General features: G+C 67.5%; 20 protein-coding genes and 2 tRNA genes. 15 read left to right on the top strand and 7 right to left on the bottom strand.

From position 1 onward, the window contains the following. Together M9979_RS00655 and M9979_RS00650 are read right to left on the bottom strand one after the other, a co-directional pair. Window positions 1-2,013: a 3-hydroxyacyl-CoA dehydrogenase NAD-binding domain-containing protein gene (locus M9979_RS00655; protein ID WP_254287390.1), complete on the bottom strand. Its 2,013-nt coding sequence runs from the start codon at window positions 2,011-2,013 to the stop codon at window positions 1-3. A gap of 24 nt (window positions 2,014-2,037) precedes the next feature. Beyond that, complete coding sequence (locus tag M9979_RS00650; protein ID WP_254287389.1) at window positions 2,038-3,258, bottom strand: serine hydrolase domain-containing protein; 1,221 nt, start codon at window positions 3,256-3,258, stop codon at window positions 2,038-2,040. A 173-nt stretch (window positions 3,259-3,431) separates the two neighbouring features. On the opposite strand from M9979_RS00650, the gene M9979_RS00645 reads away from it, so the two are divergent. The 4 genes from M9979_RS00645 (at window position 3,432) to M9979_RS00630 (ending at window position 6,988) form a co-directional block, all read left to right on the top strand. Continuing rightward, window positions 3,432-5,120: a class I adenylate-forming enzyme family protein gene (locus M9979_RS00645; protein ID WP_254287545.1), complete on the top strand. Its 1,689-nt coding sequence runs from the start codon at window positions 3,432-3,434 to the stop codon at window positions 5,118-5,120. Between the two features lie 338 nt (window positions 5,121-5,458). Beyond that, window positions 5,459-6,688, top strand: a complete 1,230-nt coding sequence (locus M9979_RS00640) for an AI-2E family transporter (protein WP_254287388.1) — start codon at window positions 5,459-5,461, stop codon at window positions 6,686-6,688. A gap of 52 nt (window positions 6,689-6,740) precedes the next feature. Next, a tRNA-Asp gene (locus tag M9979_RS00635) sits at window positions 6,741-6,817 on the top strand. Window positions 6,818-6,911: 94 nt separating this feature from the next. Beyond that, window positions 6,912-6,988 (top strand) — tRNA-Asp (locus M9979_RS00630). Between the two features lie 147 nt (window positions 6,989-7,135). Here the strand turns inward: M9979_RS00630 and M9979_RS00625 are convergent. The 4 genes from M9979_RS00625 to M9979_RS00610 form a co-directional block, all read right to left on the bottom strand. Further along, window positions 7,136-7,342 (bottom strand): DUF2842 domain-containing protein, encoded by a 207-nt coding sequence (locus M9979_RS00625; RefSeq protein ID WP_254287387.1) that lies wholly within the window; start codon window positions 7,340-7,342, stop codon window positions 7,136-7,138. Beyond that, the gene (locus M9979_RS00620; protein ID WP_254287386.1) at window positions 7,339-7,875 is read right to left on the bottom strand and encodes a 5-formyltetrahydrofolate cyclo-ligase; all 537 of its coding nucleotides are present in this window, start codon (window positions 7,873-7,875) and stop codon (window positions 7,339-7,341) included. The genes M9979_RS00625 and M9979_RS00620 overlap by 4 nt, the downstream gene beginning before the upstream one ends. Before the next feature lie 406 nt (window positions 7,876-8,281). Continuing rightward, complete coding sequence (locus M9979_RS00615) at window positions 8,282-8,587, bottom strand: cell division protein ZapA (protein WP_254287385.1); 306 nt, start codon at window positions 8,585-8,587, stop codon at window positions 8,282-8,284. Beyond that, entirely contained in the window at window positions 8,587-8,781 is a 195-nt protein-coding gene (locus tag M9979_RS00610; protein WP_254287384.1) for a hypothetical protein, read from the bottom strand. Before M9979_RS00610 ends, M9979_RS00615 begins: the two co-directional genes overlap by 1 nt. 164 nt (window positions 8,782-8,945) lie before the next feature. Between M9979_RS00610 and gap the strand changes: the two genes are divergently transcribed. The 3 genes from gap to M9979_RS00595 all read left to right on the top strand — a co-directional run bounded on the left by gap (window position 8,946) and on the right by M9979_RS00595 (window position 11,736). Further along, window positions 8,946-9,956: a type I glyceraldehyde-3-phosphate dehydrogenase gene (gap, locus tag M9979_RS00605; protein ID WP_254287383.1), complete on the top strand. Its 1,011-nt coding sequence runs from the start codon at window positions 8,946-8,948 to the stop codon at window positions 9,954-9,956. 4 nt (window positions 9,957-9,960) lie between these two features. Then, a complete protein-coding gene (locus M9979_RS00600) occupies window positions 9,961-10,416 on the top strand; it encodes an MOSC domain-containing protein (protein WP_254287382.1) in 456 nt (151 codons plus the stop codon). A gap of 129 nt (window positions 10,417-10,545) precedes the next feature. Further along, entirely contained in the window at window positions 10,546-11,736 is a 1,191-nt protein-coding gene (locus tag M9979_RS00595) for a phosphoglycerate kinase (protein ID WP_254287381.1), read from the top strand. Between the two features lie 3 nt (window positions 11,737-11,739). Here the strand turns inward: M9979_RS00595 and M9979_RS00590 are convergent, their stop codons facing one another. Further along, window positions 11,740-12,243 carry a TlpA family protein disulfide reductase gene (locus M9979_RS00590; RefSeq protein ID WP_277998322.1) on the bottom strand — a complete coding sequence of 168 codons (504 nt, stop codon included), beginning with the start codon at window positions 12,241-12,243 and terminating at the stop codon, window positions 11,740-11,742. A gap of 118 nt (window positions 12,244-12,361) precedes the next feature. Here M9979_RS00590 and M9979_RS00585 point away from each other — a divergent pair, with 118 nt between their 5' ends. The 8 genes from M9979_RS00585 (at window position 12,362) to M9979_RS00550 (ending at window position 18,226) form a co-directional block, all read left to right on the top strand. Next, window positions 12,362-12,586: a ribbon-helix-helix protein, CopG family gene (locus tag M9979_RS00585; protein WP_254287380.1), complete on the top strand. Its 225-nt coding sequence runs from the start codon at window positions 12,362-12,364 to the stop codon at window positions 12,584-12,586. Beyond that, window positions 12,577-12,903, top strand: coding sequence for a type II toxin-antitoxin system PemK/MazF family toxin (locus M9979_RS00580; RefSeq protein ID WP_254287379.1), 327 nt, complete (start codon window positions 12,577-12,579; stop codon window positions 12,901-12,903). Before M9979_RS00585 ends, M9979_RS00580 begins: the two co-directional genes overlap by 10 nt. A 31-nt stretch (window positions 12,904-12,934) precedes the next feature. Continuing rightward, window positions 12,935-13,858 (top strand): class I fructose-bisphosphate aldolase, encoded by a 924-nt coding sequence (locus tag M9979_RS00575; protein ID WP_254287378.1) that lies wholly within the window; start codon window positions 12,935-12,937, stop codon window positions 13,856-13,858. Between the two features lie 163 nt (window positions 13,859-14,021). Further along, complete coding sequence (gene thiE, locus M9979_RS00570; protein WP_254287377.1) at window positions 14,022-14,705, top strand: thiamine phosphate synthase; 684 nt, start codon at window positions 14,022-14,024, stop codon at window positions 14,703-14,705. A gap of 204 nt (window positions 14,706-14,909) precedes the next feature. Further along, on the top strand, window positions 14,910-15,899 hold the full coding sequence (locus tag M9979_RS00565) for a L,D-transpeptidase family protein (protein WP_254287376.1): 990 nt from the start codon (window positions 14,910-14,912) through the stop codon (window positions 15,897-15,899). Between the two features lie 154 nt (window positions 15,900-16,053). After that, a complete protein-coding gene (locus tag M9979_RS00560) occupies window positions 16,054-16,638 on the top strand; it encodes a M23 family metallopeptidase (RefSeq protein WP_254287375.1) in 585 nt (194 codons plus the stop codon). Window positions 16,639-16,702: 64 nt separating this feature from the next. Beyond that, window positions 16,703-17,266 carry an elongation factor P gene (gene efp / locus M9979_RS00555; RefSeq protein ID WP_254287374.1) on the top strand — a complete coding sequence of 188 codons (564 nt, stop codon included), beginning with the start codon at window positions 16,703-16,705 and terminating at the stop codon, window positions 17,264-17,266. 147 nt (window positions 17,267-17,413) lie between these two features. Then, window positions 17,414-18,226, top strand: coding sequence for an inositol monophosphatase family protein (locus M9979_RS00550; RefSeq protein WP_254287373.1), 813 nt, complete (start codon window positions 17,414-17,416; stop codon window positions 18,224-18,226). Window positions 18,227-18,413 lie beyond the last annotated feature (187 nt).

The following is an 18,413-nucleotide window of genomic DNA, read 5'->3' as shown; positions in this document are numbered from 1 at the left end:
TTATTTGATGCTGCCCGACTTCAGGCTCTTGGCGACATCGAAGCCATGCTTCTCAAGCCCTGCCACGACCTTGTCGTAACCCTCGGATTTCGCCCAGAACATCGGCCCACCGCGATAGACTGGCCAGCCATAGCCGTAGATCCACACCACATCGACGTCCGACGCTCGCTGCGCCATTCCTTCCTCCAGGATCAACGCGCCTTCGTTGACCATCGTGTACAGCGTCCGCTCGACGATCTCCTCGTCGGTAACGTCATGCTGCGGCGTGTTGGTCTTGGCGCGCCATTCGTCGATGATCTCCGCCACCCGCGGCGAGGGGGTCGGGTTCCGCTTCTCGTCGTAATCGTAGAAGCCCGCCTGCTTCTTCTGCCCCCAGCGCCCTTCGGCGGCGAGCGCGTCGCGGACGTTCTCGATGCGGTTGGGATCGCGATGCCAGCCGATGTCGACGCCGGCGAGGTCGGCCATCTGGAACGGCCCCATCGGCATGCCGAACGCGACATGGACGCGGTCGATCTGCTCGGGCGTCGCGCCTTCGAGCAGCAGTTTGTTCGCCTCGACCTGCCGCGGCATCAGCATGCGGTTGCCGATGAAGCCATAGGTGACGCCCGCGACCACCGCGACCTTCCTGATCTTCTTGGCGAGCGCCATGACCGTCGCCAGCACGTCGGGCGCGGTCTTCGCCCCGCGCACCACCTCGAGCAGCTTCATGACGTTGGCGGGCGAGAAGAAGTGCATGCCGACCACGTCCTGCGGCCGACCGGTCACCGCGGCGATCTCGTCGATGTCGAGGTAGGACGTGTTCGACGCGAGGATCGCGCCCGGCTTGGCGATGCCATCCAATCGCGTGAAGATCTCCTTCTTCACCTCCATATTCTCGTACACCGCCTCGATGATGAGGTCGCATTCGGCCAGCGCGTCGAAGTCGAGCGTCGGGGTGAGGGCGCCCATCGCCGCCTCGACCTGTTCGGGTTTCATCCGGCCCTTCGCGGCGGTCGCCTCGTAATTCTTGCGGATCGTGGCCGAACCGCGGTCGAGCGCCTCCTGCTGCATCTCGACGATCGTCACCGGAATCCCCGCGGACAGGAAGTTCATCGAGATGCCGCCGCCCATCGTGCCGGCGCCGATCACGCCGACGCGCTTGATGGGGCGCAACTGCGTGTCGGCGGGCACGTCGTCGATCTTCGCGGCTTGGCGTTCGGCGAAGAAGATGTGGCGCTGCGCGGCGGACTGCGTGCCCATCATCAGCTTCATGAATTCCTGCCGTTCAAAGGCGATGCCTTCCGCGAACGGCACCTCGGTCGCCTTGACGACGCAGGCGATGTTGGCGGCGGGCGCGTCGAAGCCGCGGAAGCGACGGGCGTTCTCTTTCTGGAAGGCGGCGACCGCCTCGGGATCGGCCTTCGCCTCGCGCTCCGACGCGCGCGGGATCGGGCTCTTCGCCTTGATCTCGCGCGCGAAGGCGATCGCGTCCGCTTCGAGGCTGTCCTCGCCGACGATTCGGTCGATCAGCCCGGCATCGAGCGCATTTTTCGCCGAGATGGGATCGCCCTTGGCGGTCAATTCCAGCGCCAGCTTCACGCCGGCGATGCGCGGCAGCCGCTGCGTGCCGCCCGCGCCGGGCAGCAAGCCGAGCTTCACCTCGGGCGTGCCGAGCTTCGCCGACGGCACCGCGACGCGGTAGTGACAGCCCAGCGCCACCTCGCACCCGCCGCCCAGCGCGGTGCCGTGGATCGCCGCGACGACGGGCTTGGTCGATGCCTCGATCATGTCGACCACGGTCGGCAGGCCGGGCTCGACCATGGCCTTGCCGAATTCGGTGATGTCGGCGCCGGCGAAGAAGGTGCGGCCGTCGCAGCGGATCACCATCGCTTCGATCGAGGCATCGGCGACGCCTTCCTTGATCGCCGCCTCCAGCCCCTGCCGCACCGCGGCACCCAGCGCGTTGACCGGAGGATTGTCGGAGATGATGACGAGCACGTCGTCATGGCGTTCGGTGCGGATGGGGGAGGTCATGGCAAGGTCCTTCTAAAATCGTCGTCAATTGAGCGCGGCGTAGATCATCGTCTTCAGCTCGCGGCGGATCGGGTAGAGCCCGGACGGGCTGAGCTGCGTCATGAACACCATGTGCAGCCGCTCGACGGGGTCGATGAAGAAGGCGGTCGAGAACATGCCGCCCCAGTAATATTCGCCCTTCGACCCCGGAATCATCGTCCGCGCGACGTCCTGCGTCACCGCGAAGCCCAGCCCGAAGCCGGTGCCGGCATTCTGCGTCTCGCTGAACAGCGACTGCGACAGGCTGGCGAGGTCCTTGCCGCCGGGCAGATGGTTCATCGTCATCAGGTCGATCGTCTTGCGCCCGACGATGCGCACGCCGTCGAGGCTGCCGCCATTCTCGCACATCCGGCAGAAGCGATGATAGTCGAGCGCGCTCGACACCAGCCCGCCGCCGCCCGACAGCAGCTTGGGTCGCTTGCTCCACGCGCTCGCCTCGCCGCGATCGTACATCACGCGACCCTTGCCCTCGGCGAGCGCATAGCAATCGGTCAGCCGGTCGATCTTGTCCCCGGGCACCTCGAAGAAGGTGTCGTCCATGCCGAGGGGCGCAAAGATCCGGTCGCGGAAAAACACGTCGAGCGTCTGCCCCGACACCCGCTCGACGACCGCGCCGAGCACGTCGGTGGACACCGAATAGTTCCAGCCTTCGCCCGGCGAGAATTCCAGCGGCAGCTTGCCCAGCGCGGCGACGAAGCCATCGAGGTCGAGGTTGCCGTGCCATGCCTCCATCTTCGATTCGCGATAGGCGGCGTCGATGTTGGAGCGGTTCTGGAAGCCATAGGTCAGCCCCGACGTATGCCGCAGCAGGTCGAGCATCCGCATCGGCTCGGTCGTCGGCCGGGTGACGAACGGCACGCCCGCGCCGCCGCCATTGTAGACGCCGAGCCCCTTGAACTCCGGGAGGACGTGATGGACCGGCGTATCCACCGCGACCTTGCCCTCCTCGACCAGCATCATGAACGCGATCGAGGTGATCGGCTTGGTCATCGATGCGATGCGGAACAGTGATCCTTCATCGACCGATCCGCCGCCGTCGCGGGCGGCACCCTGATGTGAAAAATGGACGATCTCGCCGTCGCGCGCGATCAGCAGTTGCGCATTGGGCAGCAGCCCGGTGTCGAGGTAGCGCGCCTTCAGGAAGGCATCGATTCCCGCCAGCCGCCCGGCGTCGAACCCCTTGCTCGCCATGTCGCGCTCGCTCATCCTCTGCCATACCCCGATTTCTAATATGATCGTCCTATTGCCTTGAGCGGCGGCGGAATCAACTATAACCTTTCATCGAAACACGGGAATGACAACCCGCAACGACGATCCTGAGAGAGGAAGCAGACTTGGCGAGCGATCCCATCGTGGCCCTTCCGCCGGCATGGCCGGCGATGTCGCTGACGCAGGCGAGCGCGCTGTTGACCGCGCCCGGCGCGAAGTTCGAACTGGATCAGGCGGTGATCCAGGGCGTGTCGACGCGCGTGTGGAAGAACGCGCCGCCGACGATGCGTTTCCTGCTCGAGGCGAGCCGCGCGTACGGCGATCGCCTGTTCGTGATCCATGAGGACGAACGCGTCAGCTACGATGCGCATTATCGCGCCGCAGCGGCGCTGGCCGCGCATCTCGTCGCGCTCGGCGTGGGGCCGGGCGACCGCGTGGCGCTGGCGATGCGCAACCTGCCCGAATGGCCCGTCGCCTTTTTCGCGGGCGTGGCGATCGGTGCGATCATGGTGCCGCTCAACGCCTGGTGGACGGGCGCCGAACTCGACTACGGCCTGCGCGACTCGGGCGCCAAGGTGCTGATCGTCGATGGCGAGCGCCATGCCCGGCTCGAATCGCTCTATCCGGCGTTGCCCGCGCTGGAGCGGGTGATCGTCGCGCGCGCCGCCGCGCCGCTGGGCGAGGGCACCGAACGGCTGGAGGATGCGATCGGCACGCCGCACGGCTGGGCCGACCTCCCCGATGCGGCATTGCCCCCGGCGACGCTGGCGCCCGACGACGATGCGACTATCTTTTACACCAGCGGCACCACCGGCGCGCCCAAGGGCGCGCTCGGCACGCACCGCAACTTCATGAGCAACATCCTGTCGAGCGGCTTCACCGCGGCGCGCAGCTATCTTCGCCGTGGGGAGACGCCGCCCGATCCGACGCCGCGCGTGTCGCTCACCGTCATCCCGATGTTCCACGTCACCGCCTGTTCGGCGGGGATGATGGGATCGATCGCGAGCGGATCGACAATGGTCTTCATGCGCAAATGGGACGCGACGCAGGCGCTGCAGATCATCGAGCGCGAGCGGGTCAACATGACCGGCGGCGTGCCGACGATCGCCTGGCAGCTGCTCGAACATCCCGATCGCGCGCAGTACGATCTCTCCTCGCTCGACACCATCGCCTACGGCGGCGCGCCGTCGGCGCCCGAACTGGTGCGACGCATCCATGAGGAGTTCGGCGCGCTCCCCGGCAACGGCTGGGGGATGACCGAGACGACCGCGACGGTCACCCAGCATGGCGGCGAGGATTACCTCAACCGCCCGGACAGCGCTGGTGCGCCGGTGGCGGCGGCCGATATCGAGGTGCGGGGCCGCGACGGCGTCACCGTGCTGCCGCCCGGCACGATCGGCGAGCTGTGGGCACGCGGGCCGATGATCGTGAAGGGCTATTGGAACAAGCCGGAGGCGACCGCGGCGACCTTCGTCGACGGATGGGTGCGCACCGGCGACCTCGCACGCATCGATGCGGAAGGCTTCCTGTTCATCGCCGACCGCGCCAAGGACATCGTCATCCGCGGCGGCGAGAACATCTATTCGATCGAGGTCGAGAACGTCCTCTACGCGCACCCCGCGGTCACCGACGCGGCGCTGGTCGGCATTCCCCACCGCACGCTCGGTGAAGAGCCCGCGGCCATCGTCCACCTCTGCCCCGGCTGCGAGGCGAGCGAGGCCGAATTGCAGGCGTTCGTGCGCGAGCGGCTCGCCGGTTTCAAGGTGCCCGTCGCGATCCGCTTCCTCCCCGAACCGCTGCCGCGCAACGCCAACGGCAAGATCCTGAAGCGCGACCTCAAGGCGCTGTTCGCCGACTGACCCCGTTCTTCCCCTCTTCCACCCCGGCGAAGGCCGGGGCCAGTTGGGAAAGCGACAATGCTTTTTCCGCGGCCGTTCCCCGACTGGACCTCGGCCTCCGCGAGGCCCCTGCGAAGCCTTATCCGTGCTCCCGCGCAGGCGGGAGCCCAGGAGTCCCGATCCCCATAAGCTGTTGTTTTGCTTGGCTCTGGGCTCCCGCCTGCGCGGGAGCACTGGCAGGGATGCGGACTTTCGCAGAAATCTCGCCTCCGCCGGGCTGGGAGGGGGTGGCGAGCCTTCCGACCGCGACACCGCAAGAAGCAGGATGGCGGCGCCCGAAAATGCGCTAGAGCACGGTGATGGCCGACGATCCCGATCCCGTTCCCCCCACCGTTCCGATCACGCCCGAGGAGCAGGTCGCGCTCGGTGCGCCTCTGCTGCCGGGCACCCGATCGGAGATCGGGCGGATCGCACAGCGCCGCGACCGGCTGCTCGCCGCGCTGACCCTGATCGCGGGCCTGGGCCTCGCGCTCGGCACGCCCTTCGCGTTGAAATCGGGGGCGGAATTCTTCCTGCCGCTGACCATCGCGCTGGTCATCGCCATCGCGCTGGTGCCGATCCTCGAATGGCTGGAGCGGCGGCGCATCCCGTCGGCGATCGCGGCGCTGTTCTGCGTCCTCGTCTTCCTCATCATCGCCAACGTTGTCATCGCCGCGATCGTCGTCCCCGCCACCGATTTCTTCCAGCTGCTCCCCAGCCGGATCAGCCGCATCCAGCACAATCTGTCGCCCTTGCTCGACCTCTATTCGACGCTGGAAAAGTCGGTGAACAAGATGTTCCGGCAGATCGCCTCGACCCCCGTCCGCCAGCCGCAGACCGCCGCGGTCGCGCCGCCCAGCTCGATCCTCGAACTCGCCGCCACCTCGGCGCCGACGGTCATCGTCCAGTTCTTCTTCGGCATCCTCATCGTCTTCTTCTTCCTGTCGAGCTGGACGGGCATGCGCAAGAAGACGATCACCGGCCGCACCAGCTTCGACGGGGCGATGGCGACCGCGCGGGTGATCCAGGACGTCGTCGACGACGTCTCGGCGTATCTCGGCACGATCACGCTCATCAACCTGACGCTCGGCGGCATCGTAGCGGGCGCGCTCTATTTCATCGGCATGCCTTCGCCGTTGATGTGGGGCGGGATCGTCGCGCTGTTCAACTACATCCCCTATTTCGGGCCGATCATCGCCGCCTTCCTGCTGGCGATCGGCGGGATGATGACCTTCACCGACATCTGGCTGGCGCTGCTGCCGCCCGCGGTCATGATCGGCTGTCACCTCGTGGAGGCCAATGCGATCACGCCGCTGGTCGTCGGCCACCGGCTGACGATCAGCCCGCTGATGATCCTCGTCTCGATCAGCTTCTGGGGCTGGGTATGGGGGACGTCGGGCGCGCTGCTGGCGGTGCCGCTGCTCATCATCATCCAGACCGTGCTCGGCGCGGCGGGCAAGCCCGACATCGCCGGTTTCCTGTTCGAACACGGCACGCTGGTGCAGCAGGAGCGCGCGCGACGGCGGCGAACCGACGACGAGGCAGAATAGGCCGTTGACACCCCCCGGCGCCTCGCCTAGTTGGCGCGCCTCAACGCTTTCAGCGGGTGTAGCTCAGTTGGTTAGAGCGCCGGCCTGTCACGCCGGAGGTCGCGGGTTCGAGCCCCGTCACTCGCGCCATTTCCCTCACCGGACATGGGATAAGCGCATCGGAACATGCGGGAGTATGTCGCATCGCCGGGTCGGCGAACGATCTGCTCCGACCGCGTAACACGCGGGTGTAGCTCAGTTGGTTAGAGCGCCGGCCTGTCACGCCGGAGGTCGCGGGTTCGAGCCCCGTCACTCGCGCCATCCGGCATAACGGATGATGTACCCGAAAATTCGGCAGACATTGGGTCGCTCCCCTCCTCGTCGTTCGCCTTGAGCCTGTCGAAGGGCCTGAGTCTCACCTGTGCTTCGACAGGCTCAGCACGAGCGGTTTGCTTCTTTCGACCCGGCCTACCGCCAGCGCCCCGTCTCCATCCACAGCAGCAGCGGCTTCAGCGGCAGGATCCAGACGATCCCCGCGATCAGGTAGAAGGGCAGCTGCAGCCACCACGGCCAGGTGCCGATCATCGCCGATGCGCTGACGATGCCGACGCACCACACGACGATGAACGTCAGGATGAGCAGCACGCCGGCCGGTTTGCGCCAAGAGGGGCTCATGCGATGATCCAATCCGATTCGGTGGCGATGGCGTGAAGGGGAACGTCCCAGGAGTCGGGGATAAGCCGATCGACCCGCTGCACCGACCAGGCGATGCCGATCCGCCACGCGTGCGGGTGCGCGGCGAAGGCGCGATCGTAGTGGCCGGCACCCTGACCCAGCCGGTTGCCCGCAGCATCGAAGCCGAGCAGCGGCGTCAGGATGACGGCGGGGGCCAGTTCGGGAGCATCGGCGGCGGGCTGGCGCAGGCCGAACGGCCCGTGCTCCAGCGGTGTCTCATCATCCCATGCCAGAAAGCGGATCGGCGCGGCGCGCGTGGTGACGTGCGGCAGCGCGATCCTGCATCGCGCAGCGCGGGCAACGGTGACGAAGGGCGCGGGGTCCGCCTCGCTGCCGATCGGGATATAGGCCGCGACGATCAGCCCCGGCGTCAGCCGCGCCGCGAAGGCATCCGGCACGCGGATCGCCCCGGCGGGCACGAAGCCGTCGCGGGTGGCACGCAGGCGGGCGCGGAGGGCGAGCTTGTCGTTCATCGCTCCGGGTCGCGTGCAGGAGGGAAGGGGCGGGTGGCGGGACCGCCGTGGCCGTGTGCCAAAGTATCCGCCGACGCCTGTTAACGTCAGGTGGGGACCATGTGCGTCGGACCAGAGCCCGGGCAGGGACAGCCCCTTGGATGATGAATAGCCTCAGGGATAAAGTAAGGCTCGTACCGGGCAGAACCCGCCACGCCATGATTTAGTGCGTCGGAGGGGTGGTGGCAATGGGGCGACGGCTTGCCGGAAAGAAGTATGCGGACTTCCATCCCTCCGTCATCCCGGCGAACGCCGGGACCCATGGTAGCGATGCGTTTCGACGTATCGCGCCAACGCTGATGTAGCGCATCCATGGGTCCCGGCGTTCGCCGGGATGACGACAAGGGGGCTGTAACGAGCGCCGGACTTACGGCGCCGCATCGCGCTCCAGCGCGTTGGCCAGCGCCTCCAGCCGATCCGCGATCCGCGCCAGCGCAGGTTCGCTGACCGCCGCACCCTCGGGCGGCCGCTGGCGGATGTCCTCCAGATCGTCGGCGAGCATCAGCGCGACGAACAGCATCGCGCGTTCGCCCGGTACGCCGCCCGCGGCGCGCAACGCGGTCGGCCAGCGATCCTCGATCATCTGCCCGAGCAGCTGCAGTCGCGCTTCCTCGCCGTCGCGGCAGGCGACGGTATGCGGGCGCCCGCCGATCGGCAGCGTGACGTTCGCCATCAGGACGCCGTCCCGCGCGCGATCACGTCGTCCAGCGCGCTCACCGCCTCCGCCATCCGCGCCTTCAGCGCCGCATGCCGCCGTGCCAGCGCATCGCCCGCCCTGGCGCGCGCGTCGATCGCGGTTTCGATTCGGGCGATCGCCGCGTCGATCCGATCGACGGCGGTCGGCGTGTCGGGGGATGCATCGGCCATGCGTTCCGACGTAGGCGCCGTCATGGCAGGCGACAAGACGCCAAACTCGCGATGGCAAACCGCTGCACCCGGTTGACAGACCGGGCCGCCCCCTCGCAAAGGCTGGCCCGCCCGGCGCGGCCCCATGTCGTCGCGCACGTATACCCTACGCGAGGAGAGACCAGATGACGGTGAAGGTTGCGATCAACGGCTTCGGACGCATCGGACGCCTCGTCGCCCGTGCAATCATCGAACGCAATGCCGGCGACCTCGAACTGGTCGCGATCAACGACCTCGCCGACGCCAAGTCCAATGCCTGGCTGTTCAGCCGCGACAGCGTCCACGGCAAGTATCCCGGCACCGTCGTCGCCGAGGGCGACGATCTGGTCATCGACGGCAAGCGCATCCGCGTCACCGCCGAGCGCGATCCCGCCAATCTGCCGCACAAGGAACTGGGCGTCGATCTGGTGCTCGAATGCACCGGCTTCTTCACCGACGACGTATCGTGCAAGAAGCACATTGATGCCGGCGCCAAAAAGGTGCTGATCTCCGCCCCCGGCAAGAACGTCGACCTGACCGTCGTCTACGGCGTCAACCACGACAAGCTGACCGCCGAACACACGATCGTCTCGAACGCGAGCTGCACCACCAACTGCCTCGCGCCGGTCGCCAAGGTGCTCAACGATTCGATCGGCATCGAGCGCGGCCTGATGACCACGGTCCACGCCTATACCAACGATCAGAAGATCCTCGACCAGATCCACCCCGACCTGCGCCGCGCCCGTGCCGCCGGTATGTCGATGATCCCGACCACCACCGGTGCTGCCCGCGCGGTCGGCGAGGTGCTGCCCGAACTCAAGGGCAAGCTCGACGGTTCGGCGATCCGCGTGCCGGTGCCCGACGTCAGCCTGATCGACCTGACCTTCACGCCCAAGCGCGACACCACCAAGGACGAGGTCAACGCGATCCTGAAGGCAGCGTCGGAAGACGGCCCGCTGAAGGGCGTGCTGGTCTATTCGGACGAACCGCTCGTCTCGATCGACCTGATGCATTCGCCGCAGTCGTCGACCGTCGACAGCCTCGAGACAGCGGTGCTCGACGGCAAGCTGGTCCGCGTCGTCAGCTGGTACGATAACGAATGGGGCTTCTCGAACCGCATGGTCGATACCGCCACCGTGATGGCGAGCTTCCTGTAAGCGGATGGGCGTGCTGGTCGGCATCGCCCGGCATGCCTTTCCCAAGGCGCCGATGGAGCTGCTCGACGCGGTCGATGTGACCGTCGAGGGCGGGCTCCACGGCGACTTTCGCGGCGCGGTCAAGCCCGGCGGACGCGGCAAGCGCCAGGTGACGATGATGGAGCGCGTCGACTGGGACGCGGCGATGGGCGAGCTTGGGCATACGATTGCGTGGCAGGAGCGGCGGGTGAACCTGCTGCTCGACGGCTTCGACATTCCGCAGGTGCCCGGCACGCGGGTGCGGATCGGCGCGGTCGAGCTGGAGATCACCGTCGAATGCGACCCGTGCAGCCGAATGGAGACGATTGCGGCGGGGCTCAAAGGCGCGCTGACACCCGACTGGCGCGGCGGGGCGTGTTCGCGGGTGAAGGTGCCGGGTCGGATCGCGATCGGCGATCGCGTGATGGTCGTTGAATCCTGAGACTAGCCCCACCCCCAACCGTTCGCCCTTAGCCTGTCGAAGGGCAGGTGAGACTCATCGTACTTCGACAAGCTCAGCACGAACGGTGCGTTTGAACGCACACCGCTTTAACACATGAAGGAAGCAACCGTGACCAAGGCCTTCAAGACGCTCGACGATATGGGTGAGATCAGCGGCAAGCGCGTGCTCGTCCGCGAGGATCTGAACGTGCCGATGGCCGATGGCGCGGTCACCGACGACACCCGGCTGCGCGCGACGCTGCCGACCGTCACCGAACTCGCCGACCGCGGCGCGATCGTGCTGATCCTCGCGCATTTCGGGCGACCCAAGGGCGTGCCGAGCCCCGACATGTCGCTCAGCATGGTCGTCCGGCCGTACAGCAACGTGCTCGGCCGCGACGTCCGCTACATCGATTGGGAGGGCGCGGAAGACGCGGTCGCCATGCTCCAGCCCGGTGACATCGCCGTGCTTGAAAACACGCGTTTCTTCGGCGGCGAAGAGAAGAACGACCCCCAAGTTGTTGAACGATTTGCCAAACTCGGCGACCTTTACGTCAACGACGCCTTTTCCGCCGCGCACCGCGCGCATGCCTCGACGGAGGGGCTGGCGCACCTCCTGCCCGCCTTCGCCGGCCGGGCGATGGAGGCCGAACTCGTCGCGCTGGAGAAAGCGCTCGGCAATCCCGAGCATCCCGTAGCGGCCGTGGTCGGCGGCGCCAAGGTGTCGAGCAAGCTCGACGTGCTGAAGCACCTCGTCACCCGCGTCGATCACCTCATCATCGGCGGCGGCATGGCCAACACCTTCCTCGCCGCGCGCGGCGTGAACGTCGGCAAGTCGCTGTGCGAGCACGATCTCACCGGCACCGCCGAGGAGATCCTCGACGCGGCGGACAAGGCGAACTGCACCGTTCACCTGCCGTACGACGTCGTGGTCGCGAAGGAATTCCGCGCCAATCCGCCGGTACGCACCGTCAACGTCCACGAGGTCGCCGCCGACGAGATGATCCTCGACGTCGGCCCCAGCGCGGTCGAGGCGCTGGGCGACGTGCTCAAGAACTGCCGCACGTTGGTGTGGAACGGCCCGATGGGCGCGTTCGAGACGCCGCCGTTCGACGTCGCCACCGTCAGCCTCGCGCGCATCGCCGCGGCGCTGACCCAGGACGGCAGCCTCGTCTCGGTCGCCGGCGGCGGCGATACCGTCGCGGCGCTCAACCAGGCGGGTGTCGCCGACCGCTTCACCTTCGTCTCGACCGCGGGCGGCGCGTTCCTCGAATGGATGGAGGGCAAGGACCTGCCCGGCGTCGCGGCGCTGATGGGGTAGGGCTCAGGACGGTGCCGCTTCGCGCAGCAGCGGCACCAGATTGGCGTTGAGGTCGTCGAGCTCGAGCGCCGCCGCCTTGGCGTAGCGGACGACGCCGGCGCGATCGATGATATAGTTGGTCGGCACCGCGTTGCCGATCAGCGGATATTTGCCCCTGATCCGCTTGGCGGGGGTGATCGCCAGCGCCGCGAACAGCGGCTTCATTCGATAGGCGGGCACCGAATCCTCGGTCGCGATCGCGAACACGCGCAGCCCGTGCTTCCGGGTCAGCCGATAATAATTGTCGAGCAGCGGCAGCTCCTGCCGGCACGGCCCGCACCACGTCGCCCAGAAATTAAGCACGACGACCTGCCCGCGCAATTCGGACAGCTTGACCTTGCCGCCATCCACCAAGGTCAGCTCGAAATCGGGCGCGACCTTGCCGACCAGCCCGCTCTCGGCAGGCGGCGGCGCAGCGGCCGAGGTCGCGAACAGGGCTGCAGCGATGGCGACACGGAACAGGCGCATGATGATCTCCCCCCGGCAGCAGAAAACCGCGTCATCGCGTCCCCGTCAATCCACGCACGTAAGCGGTTGATCCGACGCGGCCACGCCCGTATGTTAAACGCGTTAAACAGGAGCCGGCATGCTCGGAGTGCGACTCGACAGCGAATTGGAAGAGCGGCTCGCCGCGGTCGCGCGCACGCAGGGGCGCAGCAAGAGCGACATCGCGCGCGAAGCCGTCCGCCGCTACGTCGATCTCCACGACGAGGCGTATCGCCGCGAGGCGCGCCGCCAGTCGACCCGCGCCTCGGGCCGCGACGCCGCCACCGATTCCGCCTTCTGGCAGGATGCCGCCGCGTGGAAGTGAAGCATGGCGGCATCGTATTGGTCGACGGCCCCGATGGCCTGCCGGCGCGCCCTTGCCTCGTCGTCCAGTCCGATTTGTTCAACGCCACGCATGCGACCGTCACCGTCTGTCCGCTGACCAATGTGATGGGCGGCGAGGCGCTGTTCCGCGTCGCCATGTCGCCGCGCGAACACAATGGCCTGACCGCCGAATGCGAGGTGCAGGTCGACCGTATCACCAGCATTGCGCGCGACCGCATCACCGCGGTGATCGGCCACGCCAGTCCCACCCGCATGGAGCAGATCGACCAGGCGCTCAGGCGCTGGCTGATGCTCTGACCCTTTTTTCTGATCCCCAAGGAGCTACCCGATGACCACCACCGTCACCCCCGCCGTCAAGGCGATCCTCGACAAATATGAAGCCACCAGCCCCGCGGTGAAGGGCAACCTCGCCCGCATCCTGATGCAGGGCAAGCTGGGCGGCACCGGCAAGCTCGTCATCCTGCCGGTCGATCAGGGCTTCGAGCACGGGCCCGCGCGCTCGTTCGCGGTCAACCCGCCCGCCTACGACCCCCATTACCACTACCAGATCGCGATCGACGCCGGCCTGTCGGCCTATGCCGCACCCCTAGGGCCGCTCGAGGCGGGCGCCGACACCTTCGCGGGCCAGATCCCGACGATCCTCAAGGTCAACAGCTCGAACAGCTGGGCGACCAGCATCGACCAGGCGGTGACCGCCAGCGTCTCGGACGCGCTGCGCCTCGGCTGCGCCGCGATCGGCTTCACCATCTATCCCGGCTCGGACGGCATCTTCGAGCAGATGGAAGAGATTCGCGAGCTCAGCGAAGAGGCCAAGTCGGTCGGCATCGCCACCGTCATCTGGAGCTACCCGCGCGGCGGCAAGCTGTCGAAGGACGGCGAACTCGCGCTCGACGTCGGCGCCTATGCCGCGCACATGGCGGCGCTGCTCGGCGCGCACATCATCAAGGTGAAGCTGCCGACTGCGCATATCGAGCAGGACGAGGCGAAGAAGGCCTATGAGGGCACCGACTGGTCCAAGCAGTCGGATCGCGTCAAGCATGTGGTGCAGTCGAGCTTCGCCGGCCGCCGCATCGTCGTCTTCTCGGGCGGCGCCGCCAAGGGCAACGACGCGGTCTATCAGGACGCGCGCGACATTCTGGCGGGCGGCGGTAACGGCTCGATCATCGGCCGCAACACCTTCCAGCGCAACCGCGAGGACGCGCTCGAGATGCTCGCCAAGATCATCGCCATCTACAAGGGCGAAGCGGCCTGATCCCCGCGCCGTTCCGACGTTCGCGGGACGTTTGCAAAGGTCGATGCGCCCCATCCAAAGCGCCACCCCGGCGGAAGCCGGGGGGGGCTCGGGAGTTTTGCAAAGGTCTCGCTTTCACCGGGGCGGCGTTGTCGGAACGGGCGCGGACCTGTAGGGGCGCGAGATGACTGAAGACGATCCCCTCGGCCCGCTCGATCCCGATTTCGCCGCGCATTTCCGGCGCAACGACCGGCGGCCGCCGTGCCAGCTGTACCTGATCTCGCCGCTCGACGTCGGCGGCGCGTTCCCCGATCGGCTGGCGCGCGCGCTCGACGCCGGCCCGGTCGCGGCGTTCCAGTTCCGCGTCAAGGACATCGACCAGCACGCCGCCGCAGCGCTCGCCGAGCCGTTGCAGCGCATCTGCGCCGACCGCGAGGTCGCCTTCATCGTCAACGACAGCATCGCGCTCGCCAAGCGGCTGGGCGCGGACGGCGTCCACCTCGGCCAGGACGATGGTGATCCCCGCGAGGCACGCGATGCGCTCGGCCCCAACGTGCAGATCGGCGTGACCTGCCACGACAGCCGCCACCTCGCGATGGAAGCGGGCGAGGGTGGGGCGGATTACGTCGCCTTCGGCGCCTTCTACCCGACCACGACCAAGGACGTGCAGCACCGCCCCGATCCGTCGATCCTGTCGTGGTGGGCGTCGATGTTCGAACTCCCCAGCGTCGCGATCGGCGGCATCACCCCCGTCAACGCGCCGCCGCTGGTGGCGGCGGGCGCGGATTTCATCGCCGTGTCCGGCGCGGTGTGGAACGGCGACGAAGCCGCGGCGGTACAGGCGTTCACCGAAATCCTGGCGGGCTGACCCCTCCATATGTCCGCCGTCACCCCGGACTTGTTCCGGGGTCCACCGGGCCGCAAGCGTCACGCTCGCCCATCCAGCCCCGCGCCTCGCCGCAGAGTGGACCCCGGAACAAGTCCGGGGTGACGAAGGGATAGAGCGACCCAACGAAACCCCACGCCCTTCCGACCGTTTGATCCACCAGCGTAACGGTAAAAGGGAACGGCAATGAAGGCGCTACTCGCAACGGCACTCCTGGCGGGCGCCACGCTCGCCGCTCCGGCGACCGCGCAAGCCGCGCCGGTCGACCGCAATATCCTCCATGTGCAGGTCATCCTCGATTCGCTCGGCTTCGGACCGGGCGTGCTCGACGGCAAGGGCGGCCAGTCGCTGACCGCCGCGCTCAAGGGTTTTCAGGAGGCGAAGGGCCTGCCGCGCACCGGCAAGCCCGATGCCGCGACGCTGCAGGCGCTCTATCCCTATCGCGCCAAGCGCCCGACCGCGCGCTTCGTGCTGACCCGCGAGGCGCTCGCCGGTCCCTATTACAACCCGCTGCCCAAGGATTACGGCGAACAGGCCAAGCTCCCCAGCCTCGGCTACGCCACGCCGATGGAGAAACTGGCGGAGATGTTCCACACCCAGCCCGAGGTGCTGATCGCGCTCAACAGCCCGACGACGCGGCTCAGGGTCGGCGACACGATCGTCGTCCCCAACGCGCTGCCCGCCAGCCGCGCCTACGATCCGAAGCTCCCCGATCACTGGCGCCAGACGCTGAACATGCTCAACGTCGATGCCAACCAGCCGGTGGGCGATCACATCGTCGTCGACAAATCGGACAAGGTGCTGCGCGTCCTCGACAAGGACGATCGCCTGATCGCGCAGTTCAGCGCCACGATGGGCTCCGAACATGATCCGTTGCCGCTGGGGACGTGGAAGATCTACGGCGCCGACTATAACCCGAAATTCCACTACAATCCCGCGCTGTTCTGGGATGCCAAGAAGGGCGATGAGAAGGAGATGCTGCCGCCGGGCCCGAACGGCCCGGTCGGCGTTGTCTGGCTCGACCTGTCGAAGGAGCATTACGGCATCCACGGCACGCCGCACCCCGAGCTGATCGGCCGCACCGAAAGCCACGGCTGCATCCGCCTGACCAACTGGGACGTCGCCCGCCTCGCACAGATGGTAAAGCCCGGGACCAAGGCGGTGTTCCAGGCGTGAGGGCAGGGACTATCCGCATATCCCTCGTCACCCCGGACTTGTTCCGGGGTCCACCCCTCCGCATGCGGATCGTTAGCGCCTCCTGCCGATGCGCCAAGTCGCAGGGTGGGCCCCGAAACACGTCCGGGGTGACGGGGCGTATCGGGCAGGCGGCATGACCCGCCTCGGCTGGATCATCCTGGCCGTCGTGCTGCTGTTCGCCGCTGCGTTCGTGTCGATGACCAGCTTCGGCACCGCCGATCGCCGCATGACGCGGGTCGATACCCCTCCGCCCCCACCGGCGGAAACGACGGCCGGCCCGCTCGTCGTCCCCGTAGCCGGCGTCCGCCGCGAGACGATCGTCGACAGCTGGGGCGACCCCCGCGGCGGCGGCACGCGCGGCCATCACGGCACCGACATCCCCGCCGCACAGGGCACGCCGGTCATCGCCGCCGCGTCCGGCACGGTCGAAAAGCTCTTCCGGTCAGTGCGCGGTGGCACCACCGCCTATGTCCGGTCGACGGATCGCCGCTGGATCTATTATTACGCGCACCTTGCCGCGTACGCCCCCGGTCTTCGCGAAGGACAGCCGGTCCGCGCCGGTCAGCAGATCGGCAACGTCGGCGACACCGGCGACGCGGGGCAGGGCAATTACCACCTCCATTTCGGCATGCAGCGGATGCGGCCGGGCGAGCGCTGGTATCAGGGCGAGGACGTCGATCCCTACCCCATGCTTGCCGCCCGCGCGCGGGGGCGATAAAGGGGCGCCACCGGGCGTGCGCTAGCGCCGCGCCCATCTCGCTCTTTCCAATAGGTTCAGATCCATGAAGATCAGCGGCGTGGACATCCGTCCCGGCAACATCATCGAATATGAGGGCGGCATCTGGCGCGCCGTCAAGATCCAGCACACGCAGCCCGGCAAGGGCGGCGCGTACATGCAGGTCGAGATGAAGAACCTGATCGACGGCCGCAAGAACAACGTCCGCTTCCGCTCCGCCGAGACGGTCGAGCGCGTCCGCCTCGACACCAAGGATTTCCAGTTCCTGTTCCGCGACGGCGAGGCACTGACCTTCATGGACAAGGACAATTACGAGCAGATCACGCTCGACGCCGGCATCCTCGGCGATGCCGCCGCCTTCCTGCAGGACGGCATGGACGTGGTCCTCGAACTCTACGACGAACGCCCGATCTCGGTCGAGCTGCCGAGCACGATCGAGGCGATGATCGTCGAGGCCGACGCCGTCGTGAAGGGGCAGACCGCCTCGTCGAGCTACAAGCCCGCGATCCTCGACAACGGCGTGCGCGTCATGGTCCCGCCGCACATCGGCGCGGGGACGAAGATCGTCGTCGACGTGTACGAGCAGACGTACGTAAGGCGCGCGGATTGATCGAATATCCCTCTCCCTTTGGGAGAGGGTGGCCGAGCGTAGCGAGGTCGGGTGAGGGCAGGGCCTTTACCCGACCTCACCCTCCCACCGCCTGACGGCGGCGGGCCCCTCCCTCTCCCGCCGGGAGAGGGGTAAAGAGATTGCCCCATGCCCAGCCATTCCGGCCTCTTCACCGTCATCGAGCGCGCCGCCCGCAAGGCCGGCACCGCGCTGCGCCGCGACTTCAACGAGGTCCAGAACCTGCAGGTCAGCCGCAAGGGCCCCGCGGACTTCGTCTCGATCGCCGATAAGCGCGCCGAGCAGACGCTGTTCGAGGAACTGCGCCGCGCCCGTCCCGACTGGGGCTTCCTGATGGAAGAGGGCGGTGAGGTCGCGGGCGATCCCAACAAGCCGCGCTTCATCATCGATCCCTTGGATGGCACGACCAACTTCCTCCACGGCATCCCGCATTTCGCCATCTCGATCGCGGTCGAGGAGCCGACTCCGTCGGGCAAGCGCGAGATCACCACCGGCCTCGTCTACCAGCCGATCACCGACGAGAGCTTCTGGGCGGAGAAGGGCCGCGGCGCGTGGCACACCGATCAGCGCCTGCGCGTCTCGGCGCGCCGCGACCTGTCGGACGCGCTGATCGCCACCGGTATCCCGTTCCTCGGCCATGGCGATTTCGTCCAGTGGAGCCGCATCTTCGGTGCGATCGCCCCCGAGGTCGCCGGCATCCGCCGTTTCGGCGCCGCAGCGCTCGACCTCGCGTGGGTCGCGGCGGGGCGATTCGACGGCTATTGGGAATCGGGGCTGAAGCCATGGGACACCGCGGCGGGCATGCTGCTGGTCAAGGAAGCCGGCGGCTACGTCACCGACTTCCGTGGCGGCGACAAGCCGATGGAGCGCAACGAGTTCCTTGCCGCGAACGACGGGTTGCACGTCAAGCTGCACAAGCTGGTGGCCGGCGCGCTGCGTTAAGCGCCTGCATCGCCCTCACCCTCACCCCATCGACGGCTGCGCCGTCTCTCCCCTCTCCCGCTGGGAGAGGGGCAAGGCGCGCAGCGCCGCGGGGTGAGGGTGAGTGCACGACGCCCGTTAATTGCGAGTGATTCTCACACCCTCGCGGCCTTGCCCGTGCCCCCCCACGGGCCTAAAGCGACCCCAC

Origin of the sequence: Sphingomonas liriopis (genome assembly GCF_024211255.1) — a bacterium.
Taxonomy (GTDB): Bacteria; Pseudomonadota; Alphaproteobacteria; order Sphingomonadales; family Sphingomonadaceae; genus Sphingomonas; species Sphingomonas liriopis.
The sequence above is the reverse complement of the archived record's forward strand: the minus strand, read 5'-3'. Positions and strand labels throughout refer to the sequence as shown.